Raw genomic sequence first — 18,019 nt, forward strand, 5'->3', positions numbered from 1 at the left:
GCTAGAGATTCTTAAACACTCTAACCTTTGAATTATCTTATTACTTTTTAAATACTTCTTCGACGACTTCTGTCATATCATTATGGATGACTAAGTCTGCTTTTCTATCATAAGGCGTTTTATCTCGATTAATAATGACTAAATTATCTCCAGTAAAGTTTGAAATAAATCCAGCTGCTGGTTGTACGACTAATGATGATCCTAATACAATGACAGTATCTGCTTTCTGAATTTTATCTAGGGCTTTAAATACAGTAGGTTGGTCCAACATTTCACCGTATAACACGATATCTGGTCGAATAACTTCACCACATTTTTCGCAATATCTTAATTTATGATCCATTACATATGATTTAGAATATTCTTCACCACATTCTATGCAATAAAATCGATTCAATGTACCATGGATTTCATCGATATTTTGACTTCCTGCATCTTCATGTAAGCCATCAATATTTTGAGTGATTACGCCTAATGACTTTCCTTCTTTTTCAAGTTCTGCAATCCACTCATGGACGATGTTAGGTTTTTTATCTGCAACGAGTAAACGTTTATGATAGAAATCAATGAAACTTTCTTTGTTATCATTAAGATGGTCTTTACTTAATAAGTATTCTGGTGAATAGCCATCTTTTGAAATTTCATCAAATAATCCTCCCATTGAACGGAAATCAGGGATACCGCTCGCTACTGATACGCCTGCACCAGTGAAAAAGACAATTTTATTTGAATTATCTATAATTCTTTTAAGTTTTTCAATTTTATTAGCCAAAGTTGTCACCTCATTAAAATTATTAATTTACTGAATAACCTTCACTTTATATATTATAGTACACACATTTTAAAATAACATTTTATTAAATTCTGTCATAATTAAAAGTTATGATACAAAAATATTAGAGTTCAATCGTTGAATGGTATAAAATTAATATGCGCTGAAAATCTTTATAAATTATATGTCTAAAACTATTAGGCATTTTCAAAATAAAAATAACTTAGCATTTGGGGGAAGTGAGGAATTGAATGAATAAATACGATCGTTTAGATGAAATTACTAAACTCGTAAATCAAAAAGGGACGGTTAGAACCAATGAAATCGTTGAGGAACTCAACGTATCTGATATGACGGTTCGACGTGATTTAGCTGAATTAGAAGAAAAGGGATTATTGACTAAAATCCATGGCGGGGCGAGAAGTAATTCAGTCTTTCAATTTAAGGAGAAGTCACATCAAGAGAAACATACTCAAAATAAAGAAGAAAAACGTGTTGTAGCTCGAAAAGCTGTTAAGCTCATTGAAGAAGGCGACACTATATTTCTCGGGCCAGGGACAACGATTGAATTTCTAGCTGAGGTGATGGAACATCAATCGCTGACAGTCATTACAAATTGTTTCCCAGTGTTTAAAATATTATTTAAAAAACGTTCTATAGATTTCAAAGTGTATTTGCTTGGCGGGGAGATGCGAGAGCTTACTGAATCGTTTGTTGGCGAAATGACGAATACCTTACTTAAAACGAAACGCTTTAGCAAGATGTTCTTTAGTTGTAACGGTATTAAAGAGGCAGACGTACTTACTTCTACCATTGACGAAGCTTATACGCAACAAATCGCATTAGAACGATCGGTTGAAAAATATTTACTTATTGATTCTTCAAAAATTGGAAAAGAAGACTTTACGCAGTTGTGTAAATTAGAAGATTTAACTGCGGTTGTTCTTGATACCGATGATGAAGAGAGTGTTTCAAAATTAAAATTACATACAGAAGTGATTTATTAATACAGAAATCCTAAGATTGTTTGAATTAAACAGTCTTAGGATTTTTTTAGTTTATAAAAGTTTAATTAAACACAAAGTTACATTAATTTGTTTAAAACAACTAAATATCAAACAATATTCAAACATTTATTGTTGATTATTTGTTTGTTTATGTTTATAATTTAATCGTAAAGATTTGAAAGCGCTTTTTCACACAACAAATAAACATAATGCTGTGGAAAGATATCATCTTAAAAAGGAGAATTACTATGGCAATTATTATTGGTTCAGATGTAGCTGGTAAAAGACTAAAAGATGTTGTTAAAGCATTCTTAAAAGAAAACAATCATGAAGTGATTGATGTAACAGAAGGAAAGGACTTAGACTTTGTTGATTCAACATTAGCAGTCGTACATGAAGTTCAAAAAAATGATGAGAATTTAGGAATTGCAATTGATGCCTATGGTGCAGGAAGCTTTATAGTAGCGACTAAAGTAAAAGGCATGATTGCTGCAGAAGTGTCTGATGAACGTTCTGCATATATGACACGTGGTCATAATAATGCACGTATGATTACTATGGGTGAACAAATTGTTGGGGATACATTAGCTCAAAATGTCGCAAAAGAATTTGTTGAAGGTCACTATGACGGCGGACGTCATCAAATCAGAGTAGATATGTTAAATAAAATGTGTTAATTAGGAGGATTTTAAAATGAAAATAGCTATTGGTTGCGATCATATTGTTACAGATACAAAAATGACAGTTTCTAAACATTTAAAAGAACAAGGACATGAAGTCATCGATGTTGGAACATATGATTTCACAAGAACACACTACCCAATCTTTGGTAAAAAAGTTGGTGAAGCAGTAACAAGTGGAGAAGCGGATTTAGGTGTATGTATTTGTGGAACAGGTGTAGGTATTAGTAATGCTGCGAATAAAGTACCCGGTGTTAGAACGGCTTTAGTTCGTGATATGACTACTGCTTTATATTCTAAAGAAGAATTAAATGCAAACGTAGTAAGTTTCGGCGGTAAAGTCGTAGGTGAATTATTCATCTTCGATATCGTAGATGCTTTCATTAAAGCTGAATACAAACCTACTGAGGAAAATAAAAAATTAATCGCTAAAATCGAACATTTAGAAGCACATAATGATAAACAAGCTGACCCTCATTTCTTTGATGAATTTTTAGAAAAATGGGACAAAGGTGAATATCACGATTAAAGGTGGACTCTCATGATTTTAACATTAACACTTAATCCTTCTGTAGATATTTCATATCCTTTGGAACACTTTAACCTTGATACTGTCAACAGAGTGACTAATACAAGTAAAACTGCTGGAGGTAAAGGTTTAAATGTAACACGTGTGTTATCTGAATTTGGCGAAGATGTTGTAGCTAGTGGATTTTTAGGTGGTCAGTTGGGTGAGTTTATTGAACATCAACTTGATGAGAACAAAATCCAACATTCATTTTTCCAAATAAAAGGTGAAACAAGAAACTGTATCGCTATCCTACATGAAGGTCAACAAACTGAAATATTAGAACAAGGTCCTTCAATTAGTGAAGAAGAAGCTAAAGGTTTCAAAGCACATTTAAGCCATTTATTCAGAAAAGCTGATGCAATTGCAATGTCAGGAAGTTTACCTAAAGGATTGAATTCAGATTATTATGCAGAAATTATTCAATTAGCTAATCAACAGCACATACCGACAGTTCTTGATAGTTCAGATCAATCATTAATGGATGTTTTGTTGAGCGAAAGTAAGCCTACAGTGATAAAACCAAATATTGATGAATTATCTCAATTATTACAAACCACTGTTACTACAGATATCGATAGTTTGAAAGAAGCGGTCACTCAACCAATCTTCGAAGGTATAGAATGGATTATCGTTTCTTTAGGTGGCGACGGTGCTTTCGCAAAACATCATCAAACTTTCTATAAAGTTAATATCCCTAATATTAATGTAGTAAATCCTGTTGGTTCTGGTGACTCAACTGTAGCAGGCATTACGTCAGGATTAATTCATCAAGATTCTGATAAGGATTTATTAAGAAAAGCAAATACATTTGGCATGTTAAATGCAATGGAAAGTCAAACTGGTCATATCAATGTAAATAAATTTGACGAAATTTTCCAACAAATTGAAGTTATAGAGGTGTAATTCATGACTAAATCACAACAAAAATTATCATCAATTGAACAATTAAGTAATAAAGAAGGCGTTATTTCAGCTTTAGCGTTTGACCAACGTGGCGCTTTAAAAAGAATGATGGCTGAACATCAAACAGAAGAACCAACTGTTGAACAAATTGAACAATTAAAAGTTCTAGTATCTGAAGAATTAACTCAATATGCATCATCAATTCTTTTAGATCCTGAATATGGTTTACCTGCTTCTGATGCACGTAATAAAGAATGTGGTTTATTACTTGCTTATGAAAAAACAGGTTATGACGTAAATGCTAAAGGTCGTTTACCCGACTGCTTAGTGGAATGGTCTGCGAAACGTTTAAAAGAACAAGGCGCTAATGCTGTTAAATTCTTACTTTACTATGATGTAGACGATTCAGAAGAAATCAACATTCAAAAGAAAGCATATATTGAAAGAATTGGATCTGAGTGTGTAGCAGAAGATATTCCATTCTTCTTAGAAGTTCTAACATACGACGACAACATTCCGGATAATAAAAGTGCTGAATTTGCGAAAGTAAAACCTCGTAAAGTTAATGAAGCTATGAAATTATTCTCTGAAGAAAGATTTAATGTTGATGTACTTAAAGTGGAAGTACCAGTCAATATGAATTACGTTGAAGGCTTTGCTGATGGAGAAGTCGTTTATAGCAAAGAAGAAGCGGCACAACATTTCCGTGATCAAGAAGCTTCTACACATTTACCATATATCTATTTAAGTGCAGGTGTTACTGCTGAATTATTCCAAGAAACACTTAAATTCGCTCATGAAGCTGGCGCTAAATTTAATGGTGTACTTTGTGGACGTGCAACTTGGTCAGGTGCTGTAAAAGTCTATATCGAACAAGGCGAAGAAGCAGCTCGTGAATGGTTACGCACTACTGGATTTAAAAATATTGATGATTTGAACAAAGTGTTAGAAACAACTGCAACATCTTGGAAATCTAAATAATTAAAGGAGGTTAACTATATGAATAGAGAAGAAGTACAATTACTTGGTTTTGAAATCGTAGCGTACGCTGGCGATGCGCGTTCTAAATTATTAGAAGCTTTAACTGCTGCTAAAAATGGTGAACTAGATAAAGCTGAGCAACTTGCTGAAGAAGCGAATGAATGTATTGCAAATGCGCATAAAGCTCAAACAAGTTTATTAGCTAAAGAAGCGCAAGGTGATGACATTGCGTATAGCGTGACTATGATGCACGGTCAAGACCATTTAATGACAACATTATTATTAAAAGATTTAATCAAACACCTAATAGAATTATATAGAAGAGGGAGTTGACCCTGATGAATAAGTTAATAGCATGGATAGAAAAAGGAAAACCGTTCTTTGAAAAAATATCTCGTAATATTTATTTAAGAGCGATTCGTGATGGATTTATTGCAGCAATTCCAATTATCTTGTTCTCAAGTATCTTTATCTTAGTAACATATGTACCGAATGTATTTGGCTTCACATGGAGTAAAACAATGGAAGGTATCTTAATGAAACCTTATAACTACACAATGGGGATTGTAGGTTTCATTGTCGCCGGTACGACTGCCAAATCATTGACTGATTCGTTTAACCGAAAACTCGAAAAAACAAATCAAATTAACTTTATTTCAACAATGATGGCAGCAATGTGTGGATTCTTATTCTTAGCTGCTGACCAAGCTAAAGATGGTGGATTCTTAAGTGCCTTTATGGGAACTAAAGGTTTATTAACAGCCTTTCTTTCAGCATTTATCACTGTAATCGTATATAACTTCTTTATTAAACGTGATATCACAATCAAAATGCCTAAAGAAGTTCCACCGAATATTTCCCAAGTTTTTAAGGATATCTTCCCGTTATCAGCGGTTATGGTTATTCATTATGGTTTAGATTTAATTGTTAGAGGCGTAGCGCACACTAACGTAGCAAACGGTATTTTAAAAATATTCGAACCATTATTCACTGCAGCAGATGGATGGGTTGGGGTAACAATTATCTTTGGTGCCTTTGCATTCTTCTGGTTCGTAGGTATTCATGGTCCATCAATTGTAGAACCTGCGATCGCAGCCATTACGTATGCTAACCTTGAAGCTAACTTACATTTAATTCAAGCCGGTGAGCATGCAGATAAAGTTATCACACCTGGTACTCAAATGTTCGTCGTAACTATGGGTGGTACTGGTGCAACTTTAGTCGTGCCATTTATGTTCATGTGGTTAACTAAATCGAAACGTAATAAAGCGATTGGTAGAGCATCTGTAGTACCTACATTCTTTGGTGTAAACGAACCGATTTTATTCGGTGCACCATTAGTGCTAAACCCTGTATTCTTTATTCCATTTATCTTTGCGCCAATTGCAAACGTATGGATCTTTAAATTCTTCGTAGATGTACTAGGAATGAACAGCTTTAGTATCTTCTTACCTTGGACTACTCCAGGTCCATTAGGTATCGTGATGGGTACTGGTTTTGCATTCTGGTCATTCGTATTAGCGATTGTCTTGATTGTAGTAGACGTTATTATTTATTACCCATTCGTCAAAGTATATGACGAACAAATTCTAGAAGAAGAATTAGGTAAAAAAGTAACAAACAATGACTTAAAAGAAAAAGTAGCAGCTAACTTTGATACTAAAAAAGCAGACGCAATTTTAGCAACTGCTGGTGCGGACGATGCATCATTACAAGCAGATAATGAAAACGAAGCTTCACCTTCAAATAACATTACTGAGCAAACGAATGTATTAGTATTATGTGCTGGTGGTGGAACAAGCGGTTTATTAGCCAACGCACTTAATAAAGCAGCTGAAGAATATAACGTACCTGTTAAAGCAGCAGCTGGTGGTTACGGTGCACATATGGATATTATGAAAGATTATCATTTAGTTATCTTAGCACCTCAGGTAGCTTCAAACTATGAAGATATCAAACAAGATACTGATCGTTTAGGTATTAAATTAGCTAAAACTCAAGGTGTTGAATACATCAACTTAACACGAGATGGCAAAGCAGCATTAGACTTCGTTCAACAACAATTTGAAAAATAATTAGGAGATGAAAGTATAATGAAAAAATTACCAGAAGATTTTATTTTTGGTGGTGCGACAGCAGCTTATCAAGCAGAAGGTGCGACTCAAACAGATGGAAAAGGTCGTGTAGCATGGGACACTTATCTTGAAGAAAATTATTGGTATACAGCTGAACCAGCTAGTGATTTCTACAACAGATATCCAGTAGATTTAGAATTAAGTGAAAAATTTGGCGTGAATGGTATTCGTATTTCAATTGCATGGTCACGTATTTTCCCTAAAGGATATGGCGATGTAAATCCTAAAGGCGTAGAATATTACCACAACTTATTTAAAGAATGTCATAAACGTCATGTAGAACCATTCGTAACATTACATCACTTTGATACACCTGAAACATTGCATAGTGATGGTGACTTCTTAAACCGCAAAACAATTGATTACTTCGTAGATTATGCTAAATTCTGCTTCGAAGAATTCTCAGAAGTTAACTATTGGACTACATTTAATGAAATTGGACCAATTGGTGATGGTCAATACTTAGTTGGTAAATTCCCACCAGGAATTAAATATGATTTCGAAAAAGTATTCCAATCTCATTACAATATGATGGTGGCACACGCACGTGCAGTTAAATTATTTAAAGATAATGGATATAGTGGTGAAGTAGGGGTAGTACATGCATTACCTACTAAATATCCATTCGATCCTTCTAATCCAGAAGATGTTAGAGCAGCAGAACTAGAAGATATTATCCATAATAAATTCATTCTAGATGCAACATATTTAGGTAAATACTCTCGCGAAACAATGGAAGGTGTACAACACATCTTATCAGTAAATGGTGGTAAATTAGATATAACTGAAGAAGACTATAAAATTTTAGATGCAGCTAAAGATTTAAATGACTTCTTAGGTATCAATTACTACATGAGTGACTGGATGAAAGGCTATGAAGGCGAATCTGAAATTACTCATAACGCAACTGGTGACAAAGGTGGTTCTAAATATCAACTTAAAGGTGTAGGTCAACGTGAATTTGATGTTGATGTACCACGTACTGATTGGGACTGGATGATTTATCCTCAAGGTTTATACGATCAAATTATGCGTGTCGTAAAAGACTACCCTAATTATCATAAAATCTATGTAACTGAAAATGGTTTAGGTTACAAAGATGTATTTGATGAAGAACGTAAAACAGTTGATGATGATGCACGTATCGATTATGTGAAAAAACATCTAGAAGTGATTGCAGATGCTATTCGTGATGGCGCAAACGTAAAAGGTTATTTCATTTGGTCATTAATGGACGTGTTCTCATGGTCAAATGGTTATGAAAAACGTTATGGCTTATTCTATGTCGACTTTGATACTCAAGAACGCTATCCTAAGAAAAGTGCCTATTGGTACAAAGAATTAGCTAAAACTAAAGAAATTAAATAATTATTAATTATAGGCAACCGTCTAATATAAAAGTCATATATTAGATGGTTGCTTTAAATTTATTTATGGAAATATCTCAAAGCTCGTTTATACTTATAAATAAAAAATAAACAGGTGGCGTTAAAGTTAATGACAAAAAGAAAAATGATTTATTTCATATTTACATTATGTATAATGACAGTTTTAGTTACAGGTTGTAGCCAATCTGAAAAACAACATTCTCGCAAATCATCAGCACTTAAAGATCAAACTGTGACATTGTTTATGCATGGATATGGTGGTAGTGAAAACTCTGAAAAATATATGGTGAAACAAGCGATTAACAAAGGTGTAACTAAAGACGCCATTGTTGCCACTGTAGATAATCAAGGTGACGTACATTTCAAAGGTACTATTTCTGACAATGCTCAAAATCCTATTGTTAAGGTAGTGTTCGAAGATAATAAAAATGGTGATGTTAATCAAAATGCTAGGAATATTAAAAATGTCTTATCTGAATTAAAAGCACAATATGGTTTCACTAAATATAACTTTGTCGCCCATTCTATGGGTAATTTATCATTTGCTTATTTTATGAAAGATTATGGTAATGATAAGCAATTACCACAACTTCAAAAAGAAGTGAATATTGCTGGTACGTTTAATGGCGTACTTAATCTTAATGAAAAAGTTAATGAAATTAGCGTAGATAAAAATGGTAAGCCTAGTAAAATGAATGATAATTATAAAGAATTATTAGGATTAAAAGATATTTATAAAGGCAAAAATATCGAAGTTTTAAATATTTATGGAGACTTACAAGATGGCACACATTCAGATGGACGCGTCTCAAATAGTTCATCTAAGTCATTAAAGTATTTATTACAAGATAGTCCTAAATCTTATAAAGAAACTAAATATACTGGTAAACCCGCACAACATAGTGAGCTACATGAAAATAAAGAAGTAGCGAATGAAATAATCAAGTTCTTATGGAATAAATAAATGTAAAAAAGAAAGAGTAGATAACGCGAGAAATTAAAATCAAGGCGTTGTCTACTCTTTTATTATTCCTTAAAAGCAAGCATTAGCTAATTGCTTAAGTAACTCTAGTCTATTTTCTTCACCAAATACGTGTGGCAATATCATCATTTCATCTGCGTCATAAGTTTGTTGCATATTCTGTAATTGCTCAGCCACTTCATGAGGTAAGCCACTCACAATTCTTCTTTTATTTTTTTCAATTTTAGCGAGCTCTCTTTCAGAATATTGACGTTGTTGTGCAGTTTCTATAGAAGGATAAGACATAGGTTGTTTTAAATAGTTAATGCGCATTAACCATAAATGAAGCGCATCAAGTAAATCGCTAACCGTCGTCAATTTTTCTGCAGTCACGACAAAGGTTGCCATAATAACGTAAGGCTTGTTGTCACTTGCTTCTTCATTATATAAGCCAAATTGCTTACGGTAATGAGCGATGACTTTATTTATTTGTGTCGACGGTTGCCCCATATGTGCGATGACTAAAGGTAACCCTTTTCGAGCAGCGAGTTCAGCACTTCGTTCACTCATTCCTAGAATATAGAGTTGTGGGTAACTATTAATAAATGGTGTTGCTTGAAGTGACATGAAGCGGTGAGGCTGCTTTGTATCATCGGTAAAATATTTGATTAAGTCATCAATTTGTTGCGATAGCTCTGGTTTCTCAGTTTTAAATTCATTAAGTGCCTCGTTCACATTTTTAAAGCTAGGAGAACGACCAAGTCCCATATCAATACGATGGGGATGGCGTGCTTCCATAATCTTAAATTGTTCGGCAACTTTATAAGCACTGTAGTGGGGCAACATCACGCCTCCACTGCCAATATGAATTCGATGTGTATGCTCTAATAACATCATCATTACCATTTCAGGCGCGCTTGACGCCACAGAAGGCACTTGATGATGTTCCGCTATCCAATAGCGCTCATAACCAAGTTGATCAGCTAAGGTTGCTAACTCGACACTATGATTGAAAGCGTCTTGAGCTGAACGACCTTCGAATATAGGCACGTAATCTAAGATTCCTAATTTCATATTAAGCAGGCTCCCTTTTTTGAAAAGTATTAATCCATATCATGTGTCATTATAAGTGGAAAGCATGATGATTGCGATTAAATTGTTCATAGTACTATACTGTAAACAAATATTGAAAGGAGTTTTAGATGATGAAGAATGAACAAGTGTTACTCGCTCAATATCCCAAAGGTATGCCACAAGATGATACATTTAAATATGAAGATAGCGAGGTAGCTGAACCAGGAGACAATGAAGTTCAAGTAGAATCAATCTATATTTCAGTAGACCCTTATATGCGAGGTAGAATGTCGCAAGCTGATTCATATGTAGAACCATTTGAAATAGGTCAACCTATTGAAAGTCATATCGTTGGTAAAGTAATCAATTCTAACTCTGATCAATTTCAAGAAGGTGACATCGTTGTAGGAATGTTACCGTGGAAACGTATTAATACAGTAAACGAAGAGAAAGTCGATAAAGTTTCAAATACTGATGTGCCATTACATTTATATTTAAGTACACTAGGTTTAACTGGCCAAACAGCTTATCACGGTTTACTAAATATTGGACAACCTAAGCCAGACGAAACGGTAGTTGTTTCTGCTGCTTCTGGTGCTGTAGGTGCCGTCGTAGGCCAAATTGCTAAGTTGAAAGGCGCGCGTGTTGTCGGTATAGCTGGCGGAGATAAGAAAGTGAATTATCTTTCAGAAGAACTTGGCTTTGACGCTGGAGTAGATTATAAGAAAGATGATTTCGCTGAAGCGTTAGCTAACGCAGTGCCTAATGGTGTTGATGTTTATTATGAAAATGTAGGCGGAGAAATCGGCGATGAAGTATTTAAACATCTTAATCGTCATGCGCGTATTCCAGTATGCGGTACAATTTCAAATTACAACCATCCTGAAGATGACCAAGGTCCACGTATTCAAAGTACGCTCATTAAAAAACAAGCGATGATGCGAGGATTCTTAGTGGCAGAATTTGCTGATGATTTCGAACATGCTGGTAAAGAACTTGCGCAATGGATTCAAGAAGGTAAAATTAAAACTAAAGTATCTATTGAAGAAGGATTCGAGAAATTACCGCAAGCCTTTCGTAACTTGTTTACTGGAGATAACTTTGGTAAGCAAGTGGTCAAAGTTTCAGATGCTGAGTAATTTGGTTTCCCTTTTCAAAAAGCAACAGTAGATTGATTAAAAGGTGGCTAAGAAGTAATGAAAGCAATTGGATTTGAACAACCATTTAAATTAGAAGAAGGCAATTTATTTAAGGAATATGAACTTGAAACGCCGCAACCGAGCGCGCGCGACATACTCGTGAAAATTCAAAGTATCAGTGTGAATCCTGTAGATACAAAGCAACGTATCACTCCAGTGGAAAATGCACCGAGAGTGTTGGGATTTGACGCAGTAGGAACAGTTGAAGCGATCGGTTCGGAAGTAGAATTATTTGAAGTAGGTGACCGCGTATTCTATGCAGGAGCACCGAATCGTCATGGTTCAAATGCGACTTACCAAGTTGTTGATGAACGTATCGTGGCGAAAGCACCAAGTAATTTAACTGCTGAACAAGCGGCGAGCTTACCATTAACTGGACTTACCGCTTCGGAAACGCTATTCGACGCGTTTGGCATTTCAACAAATGCTAAAGAGAATGAAGGTAAATCACTACTTATTATTAATGGTGCTGGTGGTGTCGGAAGTATTGCGACACAAATTGCTAAAGCATACGGCCTACAAGTTATTACTACAGCCTCACGTGATGAAACAGTAGCGTGGAGTAAGAAGATGGGCGCTGACATTGTGCTTAATCACAAACATGATTTAGCAACGCAACTAAAGCAACATGATATTGAAGCAGTAGACTATGTATTTTGCACGTTTGATACGGATATGTATTATGACACGATGATTAAGGTTGTGAAACCGCTTGGCCACATTGCGACGATTGTTGCTTTTAAAGAGAAACAAGATTTAAATGCATTGAAAGCGAAGAATATCAGCTTTACGCATGAATTTATGTTTGCAAGACCTGTGCATCAAACGACAGATATGATTCAACAACATGCGTATTTGAAAGATATTGCTGAAAAGGTAGAACAAGGTACGTACCAACCTACAACTACTAACACTATTTCAGGACTTACAGTAGAGAACTTATATAATGCTCATAAAACGTTAGAATCTAGCACAATGATTGGAAAATTAATCATTAATGTTGAAGAGTAAAAGTTGATTTTAAGAGATAGTTAATAATTTGAAAAATTGGCGTTTATTATTATGCGATTGGGCAATAATAATAAACGTCATTTTTTATTATTGGGAAATGGCAACAAAAATTAAATCATAATTTAGAGAAAGGAGTTTATGGATGAAAAATAAATCCATTAGTGTTGTATTTTGGACGGCATTAGTCATTTGTACATTGTTTGTCTTATATGGTGCTTTATTGCCGAAACAGTTAGAAACGGTAACGCAAAATATTACGTCATTTATAGCCGTCAACTTTTCATGGTACTACTTACTACTTGTTTTAATGATTTTCTTTATATGTGTATATCTTTTATTTTCAAGATATGCGTCAATTACGCTCGGGGAAGAAGGAGAAGATCCAGAATTCTCTTTACCTTCTTGGTTTGCGATGTTATTTAGTGCAGGAATGGGAATTGGTTTAGTTTTTTGGACGACGGCAGAACCTATTAGTCATGCATTCACATTAACACCTATACATAAAGCAGGCACTCAAGTTGCAATTAATGATGCATTTCAATTTGCATTTTTCCACTGGGGTGTGCACGCATGGGCAGTATATGGCATTGTCGCTTTAGTCTTTGCTTACTTTAGTTTCCATAAAGGATACGCTGGATTAGTGAGTGCAACGTTAGTCCCTATCTTCGGTGAAAAGCGAATGAAAGGCCCAATTGGAGGTGCGATAGACGTACTTGCTGTTATAGCAACAGTTACAGGCGTAGCGGCTACCTTAGGCTTCGGTGCACTTCAAATTAACGAAGGATTAAACTTCTTATTTGGTTTACCGAATAATTTTGGTACTCAAGTCATCTTAATTATTATAGCTACTGCGTTATTTACTTGGTCGGCTTGGTCTGGTATTGATAAGGGAATTAAAACGTTAAGTAATATAAATATGTTATTAGCATTTATTGTCTTATTAGGTTTATTTATCGTAGGCCCAACATTGTACATATTAAACACCTTTACTAACGGATTAGGTAACTATATCTTTAATTTCTTTAGTATGAGTTTACGTATCCCAATGAATGGGGGAGAGAAATTTAAATGGTTACAAAATTGGACAATCTTCTATTGGGCATGGTGGGTATCATGGGCACCGTTCGTCGGTATCTTCATTGCTCGTGTGTCTAGAGGTCGTACTATTAAAGAATTTATCTTAGGTGTATTGTTCGTGCCAGCACTGGTATGTTTCTTCTTCTTTGCAGTCTTTGGTGCATCAGCAGTGTATTTACAAGATAAAGGTATTGCAAATATAGCGAAAGAAGCTACAGAAACAGCAACGTTTGCGACATTGCAACATTATCCGCTAGGATTTATTTTGAGTATCGTTTCTTTAATAGTAATTATGATATTCTTTGTTACTTCAGCTGACTCAGCAACTTATGTACTAGGTATGTTAAGTTCTAAAGGGGAAATTAATCCTGCTTCGTTTGTAAAAGTAAGCTGGGGTATTATACTCGCTTTATTTGCGATGATTATGATTTATACAGGGGGAACGCAAGCTATACAAAATTTACTGATTATTGCTGCATTGCCATTTTCATTAGTGATTATTTTTATGATTTGGTCACTCTTTAAATCATTAGCAAACGATCATCCAAGACATTCAAAACAAAAATTTTTACAATATAAAAGTTCTGAAGAAAAAAATAAATAAAAAATAATTATAAATTTTATGTTTTTATTATGTTAACTTTGGGAATATTGCTTTTAGAAGGTAAGCTTTAAGAATGTTTATAATCAAATAATTCAACAATAACTAAGGAGGTGCATGACGAGGTGAAACGATTAAAGAATTTTATCCTCGGCCTATTAATAGTTGCTATTGTTGGATTCCTATTGTTTATGTACATAAAGGATAGTCGTATTTCTCAATATCAACACTATTTCTTACAATTCAATTGGTTCCAACCACTATTAATTGGTTTGGCTGCTCTACTTATATTGATTGGTTTAATATTAGTACTCAGCATATTCAAACCAACATATAGAAAACCTGGTTTATACAAAGACTACAATGACGGACATATTTATGTATCACGTAAAGCAGTAGAAAAAACTGCCTATGATACATTAGCTAAGTACGAAGATGTAAGACAACCAAATGTGGTTTCTAAGCTTTATAACAAGAAAAACAATTCATATATTGACATTAAAGCAGACTTCTTTGTACCAAATAATGTACAAGTTAAGTCTTTAACTGAAAGTATTAGAGCTGATATTAAAGATAAAGTTGAATATTTTACTGAAATGCCAGTAAGAAAATTAGAAATTAATGTCAGAGACCAAAAATCTGCAGGACAACGCGTAATATAAGGGAGGGATAACATGGCTAATAATAATAATCAAAATGGACAAGATGCTGGTCAACAAATTATTGACTTCATTAAAGCTTATAAGTGGCGTATCATCGGTTTCTTTGCATTTTTAATTATAGCAATCTTATTCCTAACTTTAGGATTCTGGAAAACAGTTTTAATCATTGTATTATGTTTAATCGGAATTGGCGTTGGGTATATTAAAGACCGTACACAAGACTTTATGAACTTCTTAAATAGATGGAGTTAGATTTATCTAGTTAAGAGTTCATATAAATACTAATGAAAATAAATTTTTTAATAATATTATATAAAAAGGAGAATTTATCATGGCAGTAGATAATAATAAAGCTAAACAAGCATACAATAATCAAACTGGGGTAAATGATCAAGAAAGAGAAGAACGTCAAAGAGAAGTACAAGAACGTAGAGAAGAACGTAACGAGCAACGTTTTGAAAATAAATTAACTTTCTCTGATGAAGTTGTCGAAAAAATCGCTGGTATCGCAGCACGTGAAGTAAAAGGAATCTTAGCTATGAAAGGCGGTTTCGCTGACAATTTCACTAATGCTTTCTCAAGTGGTAATAACGTAACTACAGGTGTTTCTGTTGAAGTTGGCGAAAGACAAGCAGCGATTGACTTAAAAGTAATCTTAGAATACGGCGAATCAGCTCCTAAAATTTTCCGTAAAGTCACTGACATTGTTAAAGAACAAGTTAAATACATCACTGGTTTAGATGTTGTTGAAGTTAACATGCAAGTTGAAGATGTTATGACTAAAAAAGAATGGGCTCTAAAAAATGACAAAAACAAAGACAACAACAATAACAATAACTCTGAAAGATCAGAGTTACAATAATAAGTAATCACTTTTAAAACCTTAAGCATTTATTGTCTTAAGGTTTTTTATTGCTATAAGAAAACAGGAACGAAGATGCCTTCGTTCCTGTTCTTATTCGCTTAACGATGTAATGGGTTATCTACTTTAATATAAGTATAATGATGTGCTTCATCTTCTAAACGCATCGTTGTCACGCATTTATAATCGATAGTTTCAGCGAATAAAGTAGACGTTATCATTTTTAAGCGTTCCTCATCAACATCATCTAGATTTGTTAGAATTTGATGAATAATCTCGCTAATTTGGCGCCACGTATGCTCCTCGAAAGATGCATCTTCTATTACTTTAGCTACTGTTAATATAAGTTCCCCTAAATGATTTTGAACAGTTGAATAAAATGCCTTATTAAATACTGAAGTTTTAGAATCAGTAAGAATTCTAGATTTTTCGTGAAAATCATCTGTAGCATATCCACTCGCATTTAGTTGTGCTTCCTCAATACGTAACCCTTCAAAGTCACGGATATATATCGTATTAAGGCTACCATTCTGATTAAACGAAGCAATTGAATTTTGTAAATGTGCTTCGAGCGCTATACCGTATTTGACATAAAGTGGAAGTACAATACCTAATAATTGTGTCGCATAGTCACATAACCATAATTGACCAGCTTCTTCAAAACTTCCAACCCCTTCATTCTGTTGGAATAATTTAATAAGACTGTCAATAGGGGTTTCTTCATTATATTTATAATTTGCTACTAAACTTGATGGAATCATAGGCATACTGTCTTTAGCAATTAGTTGATAAATATTTTCTCGGAAAAGGGTGCCTAATTGTTCGCTACGATCAGTTTGGATGTCATCGCTATCATATTCATTATAAAAATGTATACCTGCTAATTCATCTAATATTTCTATGCGATAGTCATGAAATACACTATCATTATCTAAAATATCATTTAAAATTTTAGTCACTAAAGGACCATTATGCGTTGTTTGTTCAGATAGTGTCCTGATTTCCCCAGTAATATGTACATTCGTCGATAGTTTAATATGAGGTAATTGCTTTGGATACTTAGGCATCAATGTTCTAAATGATAAGCCAGCATAATACGGTAAACTTATATTTAAAGGAAAGATGAGTTGTTGCTCAAGTTCTGCCTGATATTGTTCCTTTAAAATATAGTCATACTGCCAAGGATGCACAATCATTAAATGATATTCTGATAAATTTACAGATTGGTTAAGTTCATTAGAAATTTGAGTGTGTAATTTTGGGAAGATAGACTTAATTTCTTCATTATAGTTATTAGCTAACGCTTGAGTATTAGCGATACTTTTATGAATTAAGACGCATTTTAAATTAATTTCTTGACCATATTCAGAACTATAATAAATATTTTCCTGAGCGCTTAACCCTTTACGTAATTTAGCACCAGGATGAAGCGGATGGCCTTCAATGACAGCTTGTTCAGAACGTAAGTAACTGTCTTCGTGATTAGAAATAATATCTAGAAGCGGTTTATCTGTGTCGCGCATGTGATATGCCTGATAAGCTAATGCAAGCGCCATATTAGCTACACTATTATCTAAATCTGCTTTAAACTGTTCACTTGCCTCATTTTCGAGCGCTGGATCTTCGATTAGTATGTAATCTAGAACTTCAAGCGGATGCATAAGTCTCGTAAATTCACTCTGTTCCTCATCAGATACATAGAATGGCCCTACCACATCCACTCGACCGAAAGCATGTCGACCTTCAACTTTCCCATATACGTATTTCTTTGCTTTTGGAAAATGAACACACAATACGTCTTCATCTTTATCAATAGATAAACAATCGAACTTATTAGCTGACACTATTAAACTATTGTCCTTACCATTTACTAAATTCTCACGATATAAAGAAATAATTAAACGTTGTGAAATCTTATCTCGACTTGCCAACAGGTTATCTTCAAAATCACCTAATAATTGAGGATAATTTTGTTTTAAGAATGCATAGGCATCTTGTTCTTCTTCAGTTAATTGAATATTAAAGTTATTGATATTAATTATGTTAGTCATAAAACACCTCAAAATTATTTTACAAAAATCAAAATGATTTGTATAATCCATAATATCGATAATGATATTCATTATCAATTATAA

At 34.0% G+C, this 18,019-nt stretch carries 18 protein-coding genes; 15 read left to right on the top strand and 3 right to left on the bottom strand.

The window, feature by feature from the left end; all coding sequences use genetic code 11:
* Window positions 1-40: 40 nt before the first annotated feature.
* Window positions 41-772, bottom strand: coding sequence for an NAD-dependent protein deacylase (locus MT340_RS03610; protein WP_243588820.1), 732 nt, complete (start codon window positions 770-772; stop codon window positions 41-43).
* Between the two features lie 251 nt (window positions 773-1,023).
* Between MT340_RS03610 and MT340_RS03615 the strand changes: the two genes are divergently transcribed.
* The 9 genes from MT340_RS03615 (at window position 1,024) to MT340_RS03655 (ending at window position 9,401) form a co-directional block, all read left to right on the top strand.
* Window positions 1,024-1,779, top strand: coding sequence for a DeoR/GlpR family DNA-binding transcription regulator (locus MT340_RS03615; protein ID WP_103297699.1), 756 nt, complete (start codon window positions 1,024-1,026; stop codon window positions 1,777-1,779).
* Window positions 1,780-2,027: 248 nt separating this feature from the next.
* Window positions 2,028-2,456, top strand: a complete 429-nt coding sequence (lacA, locus tag MT340_RS03620; protein WP_243588821.1) for a galactose-6-phosphate isomerase subunit LacA — start codon at window positions 2,028-2,030, stop codon at window positions 2,454-2,456.
* Window positions 2,457-2,472: 16 nt separating this feature from the next.
* Window positions 2,473-2,988, top strand: coding sequence for a galactose-6-phosphate isomerase subunit LacB (lacB, locus tag MT340_RS03625; protein ID WP_243588822.1), 516 nt, complete (start codon window positions 2,473-2,475; stop codon window positions 2,986-2,988).
* A 12-nt stretch (window positions 2,989-3,000) separates the two neighbouring features.
* Window positions 3,001-3,933 carry a tagatose-6-phosphate kinase gene (locus MT340_RS03630; protein ID WP_243588823.1) on the top strand — a complete coding sequence of 311 codons (933 nt, stop codon included), beginning with the start codon at window positions 3,001-3,003 and terminating at the stop codon, window positions 3,931-3,933.
* Window positions 3,934-3,936: 3 nt separating this feature from the next.
* Window positions 3,937-4,914 (top strand): tagatose-bisphosphate aldolase, encoded by a 978-nt coding sequence (gene lacD / locus MT340_RS03635; protein ID WP_103366398.1) that lies wholly within the window; start codon window positions 3,937-3,939, stop codon window positions 4,912-4,914.
* Between the two features lie 18 nt (window positions 4,915-4,932).
* The gene (locus tag MT340_RS03640; protein WP_103297703.1) at window positions 4,933-5,247 is read left to right on the top strand and encodes a PTS lactose/cellobiose transporter subunit IIA; all 315 of its coding nucleotides are present in this window, start codon (window positions 4,933-4,935) and stop codon (window positions 5,245-5,247) included.
* Window positions 5,248-5,249: 2 nt separating this feature from the next.
* Window positions 5,250-6,989, top strand: coding sequence for a lactose-specific PTS transporter subunit EIIC (locus MT340_RS03645; protein WP_243590230.1), 1,740 nt, complete (start codon window positions 5,250-5,252; stop codon window positions 6,987-6,989).
* 15 nt (window positions 6,990-7,004) lie between these two features.
* The gene (lacG, locus tag MT340_RS03650) at window positions 7,005-8,417 is read left to right on the top strand and encodes a 6-phospho-beta-galactosidase (protein ID WP_243590231.1); all 1,413 of its coding nucleotides are present in this window, start codon (window positions 7,005-7,007) and stop codon (window positions 8,415-8,417) included.
* A 129-nt stretch (window positions 8,418-8,546) separates the two neighbouring features.
* Window positions 8,547-9,401, top strand: a complete 855-nt coding sequence (locus MT340_RS03655; RefSeq protein ID WP_334311115.1) for an alpha/beta hydrolase — start codon at window positions 8,547-8,549, stop codon at window positions 9,399-9,401.
* A 69-nt stretch (window positions 9,402-9,470) separates the two neighbouring features.
* Here MT340_RS03655 and MT340_RS03660 read toward each other — a convergent pair whose 3' ends face one another.
* Window positions 9,471-10,472 carry an LLM class flavin-dependent oxidoreductase gene (locus MT340_RS03660; RefSeq protein ID WP_243588824.1) on the bottom strand — a complete coding sequence of 334 codons (1,002 nt, stop codon included), beginning with the start codon at window positions 10,470-10,472 and terminating at the stop codon, window positions 9,471-9,473.
* 131 nt (window positions 10,473-10,603) lie between these two features.
* Between MT340_RS03660 and MT340_RS03665 the strand changes: the two genes are divergently transcribed.
* From MT340_RS03665 to MT340_RS03690, 6 genes are all read left to right on the top strand, one after another.
* Window positions 10,604-11,611, top strand: a complete 1,008-nt coding sequence (locus MT340_RS03665; RefSeq protein WP_243588825.1) for an NADP-dependent oxidoreductase — start codon at window positions 10,604-10,606, stop codon at window positions 11,609-11,611.
* 57 nt (window positions 11,612-11,668) lie between these two features.
* On the top strand, window positions 11,669-12,682 hold the full coding sequence (locus tag MT340_RS03670) for a zinc-binding alcohol dehydrogenase family protein (RefSeq protein WP_243588826.1): 1,014 nt from the start codon (window positions 11,669-11,671) through the stop codon (window positions 12,680-12,682).
* A gap of 142 nt (window positions 12,683-12,824) precedes the next feature.
* Window positions 12,825-14,363: a BCCT family transporter gene (locus tag MT340_RS03675; protein ID WP_243588827.1), complete on the top strand. Its 1,539-nt coding sequence runs from the start codon at window positions 12,825-12,827 to the stop codon at window positions 14,361-14,363.
* 122 nt (window positions 14,364-14,485) lie between these two features.
* A complete protein-coding gene (gene amaP / locus MT340_RS03680) occupies window positions 14,486-15,022 on the top strand; it encodes an alkaline shock response membrane anchor protein AmaP (protein WP_243588828.1) in 537 nt (178 codons plus the stop codon).
* Window positions 15,023-15,034: 12 nt separating this feature from the next.
* Complete coding sequence (locus MT340_RS03685) at window positions 15,035-15,274, top strand: DUF2273 domain-containing protein (RefSeq protein WP_243588829.1); 240 nt, start codon at window positions 15,035-15,037, stop codon at window positions 15,272-15,274.
* 79 nt (window positions 15,275-15,353) lie between these two features.
* Window positions 15,354-15,884, top strand: a complete 531-nt coding sequence (locus tag MT340_RS03690) for an Asp23/Gls24 family envelope stress response protein (RefSeq protein WP_243588830.1) — start codon at window positions 15,354-15,356, stop codon at window positions 15,882-15,884.
* A gap of 101 nt (window positions 15,885-15,985) precedes the next feature.
* Here the strand turns inward: MT340_RS03690 and MT340_RS03695 are convergent, their stop codons facing one another.
* Window positions 15,986-17,935: an IucA/IucC family protein gene (locus MT340_RS03695; protein ID WP_243588831.1), complete on the bottom strand. Its 1,950-nt coding sequence runs from the start codon at window positions 17,933-17,935 to the stop codon at window positions 15,986-15,988.
* Window positions 17,936-18,019: the final 84 nt, after the last annotated feature.

It is taken from the genome of Staphylococcus sp. NRL 16/872 (assembly GCF_022815905.2).
Lineage (GTDB): Bacteria > Bacillota > Bacilli > Staphylococcales > Staphylococcaceae > Staphylococcus.

Coding starts and splice junctions, on each gene's coding strand:
- MT340_RS03615 (WP_103297699.1), top strand. CDS start 1,024: ATGAATAAATACGATCGTTTAGATGAAATTACTAAACTCGTAAATCAA.
- lacA (WP_243588821.1), top strand. CDS start 2,028: ATGGCAATTATTATTGGTTCAGATGTAGCTGGTAAAAGACTAAAAGAT.
- lacB (WP_243588822.1), top strand. CDS start 2,473: ATGAAAATAGCTATTGGTTGCGATCATATTGTTACAGATACAAAAATG.
- MT340_RS03630 (WP_243588823.1), top strand. CDS start 3,001: ATGATTTTAACATTAACACTTAATCCTTCTGTAGATATTTCATATCCT.
- lacD (WP_103366398.1), top strand. CDS start 3,937: ATGACTAAATCACAACAAAAATTATCATCAATTGAACAATTAAGTAAT.
- MT340_RS03640 (WP_103297703.1), top strand. CDS start 4,933: ATGAATAGAGAAGAAGTACAATTACTTGGTTTTGAAATCGTAGCGTAC.
- MT340_RS03655 (WP_334311115.1), top strand. CDS start 8,547: ATGACAAAAAGAAAAATGATTTATTTCATATTTACATTATGTATAATG.
- MT340_RS03660 (WP_243588824.1), bottom strand. CDS start 10,472: ATGAAATTAGGAATCTTAGATTACGTGCCTATATTCGAAGGTCGTTCA.
- MT340_RS03665 (WP_243588825.1), top strand. CDS start 10,604: ATGAAGAATGAACAAGTGTTACTCGCTCAATATCCCAAAGGTATGCCA.
- MT340_RS03670 (WP_243588826.1), top strand. CDS start 11,669: ATGAAAGCAATTGGATTTGAACAACCATTTAAATTAGAAGAAGGCAAT.
- MT340_RS03675 (WP_243588827.1), top strand. CDS start 12,825: ATGAAAAATAAATCCATTAGTGTTGTATTTTGGACGGCATTAGTCATT.
- MT340_RS03685 (WP_243588829.1), top strand. CDS start 15,035: ATGGCTAATAATAATAATCAAAATGGACAAGATGCTGGTCAACAAATT.
- MT340_RS03690 (WP_243588830.1), top strand. CDS start 15,354: ATGGCAGTAGATAATAATAAAGCTAAACAAGCATACAATAATCAAACT.
- MT340_RS03695 (WP_243588831.1), bottom strand. CDS start 17,935: ATGACTAACATAATTAATATCAATAACTTTAATATTCAATTAACTGAA.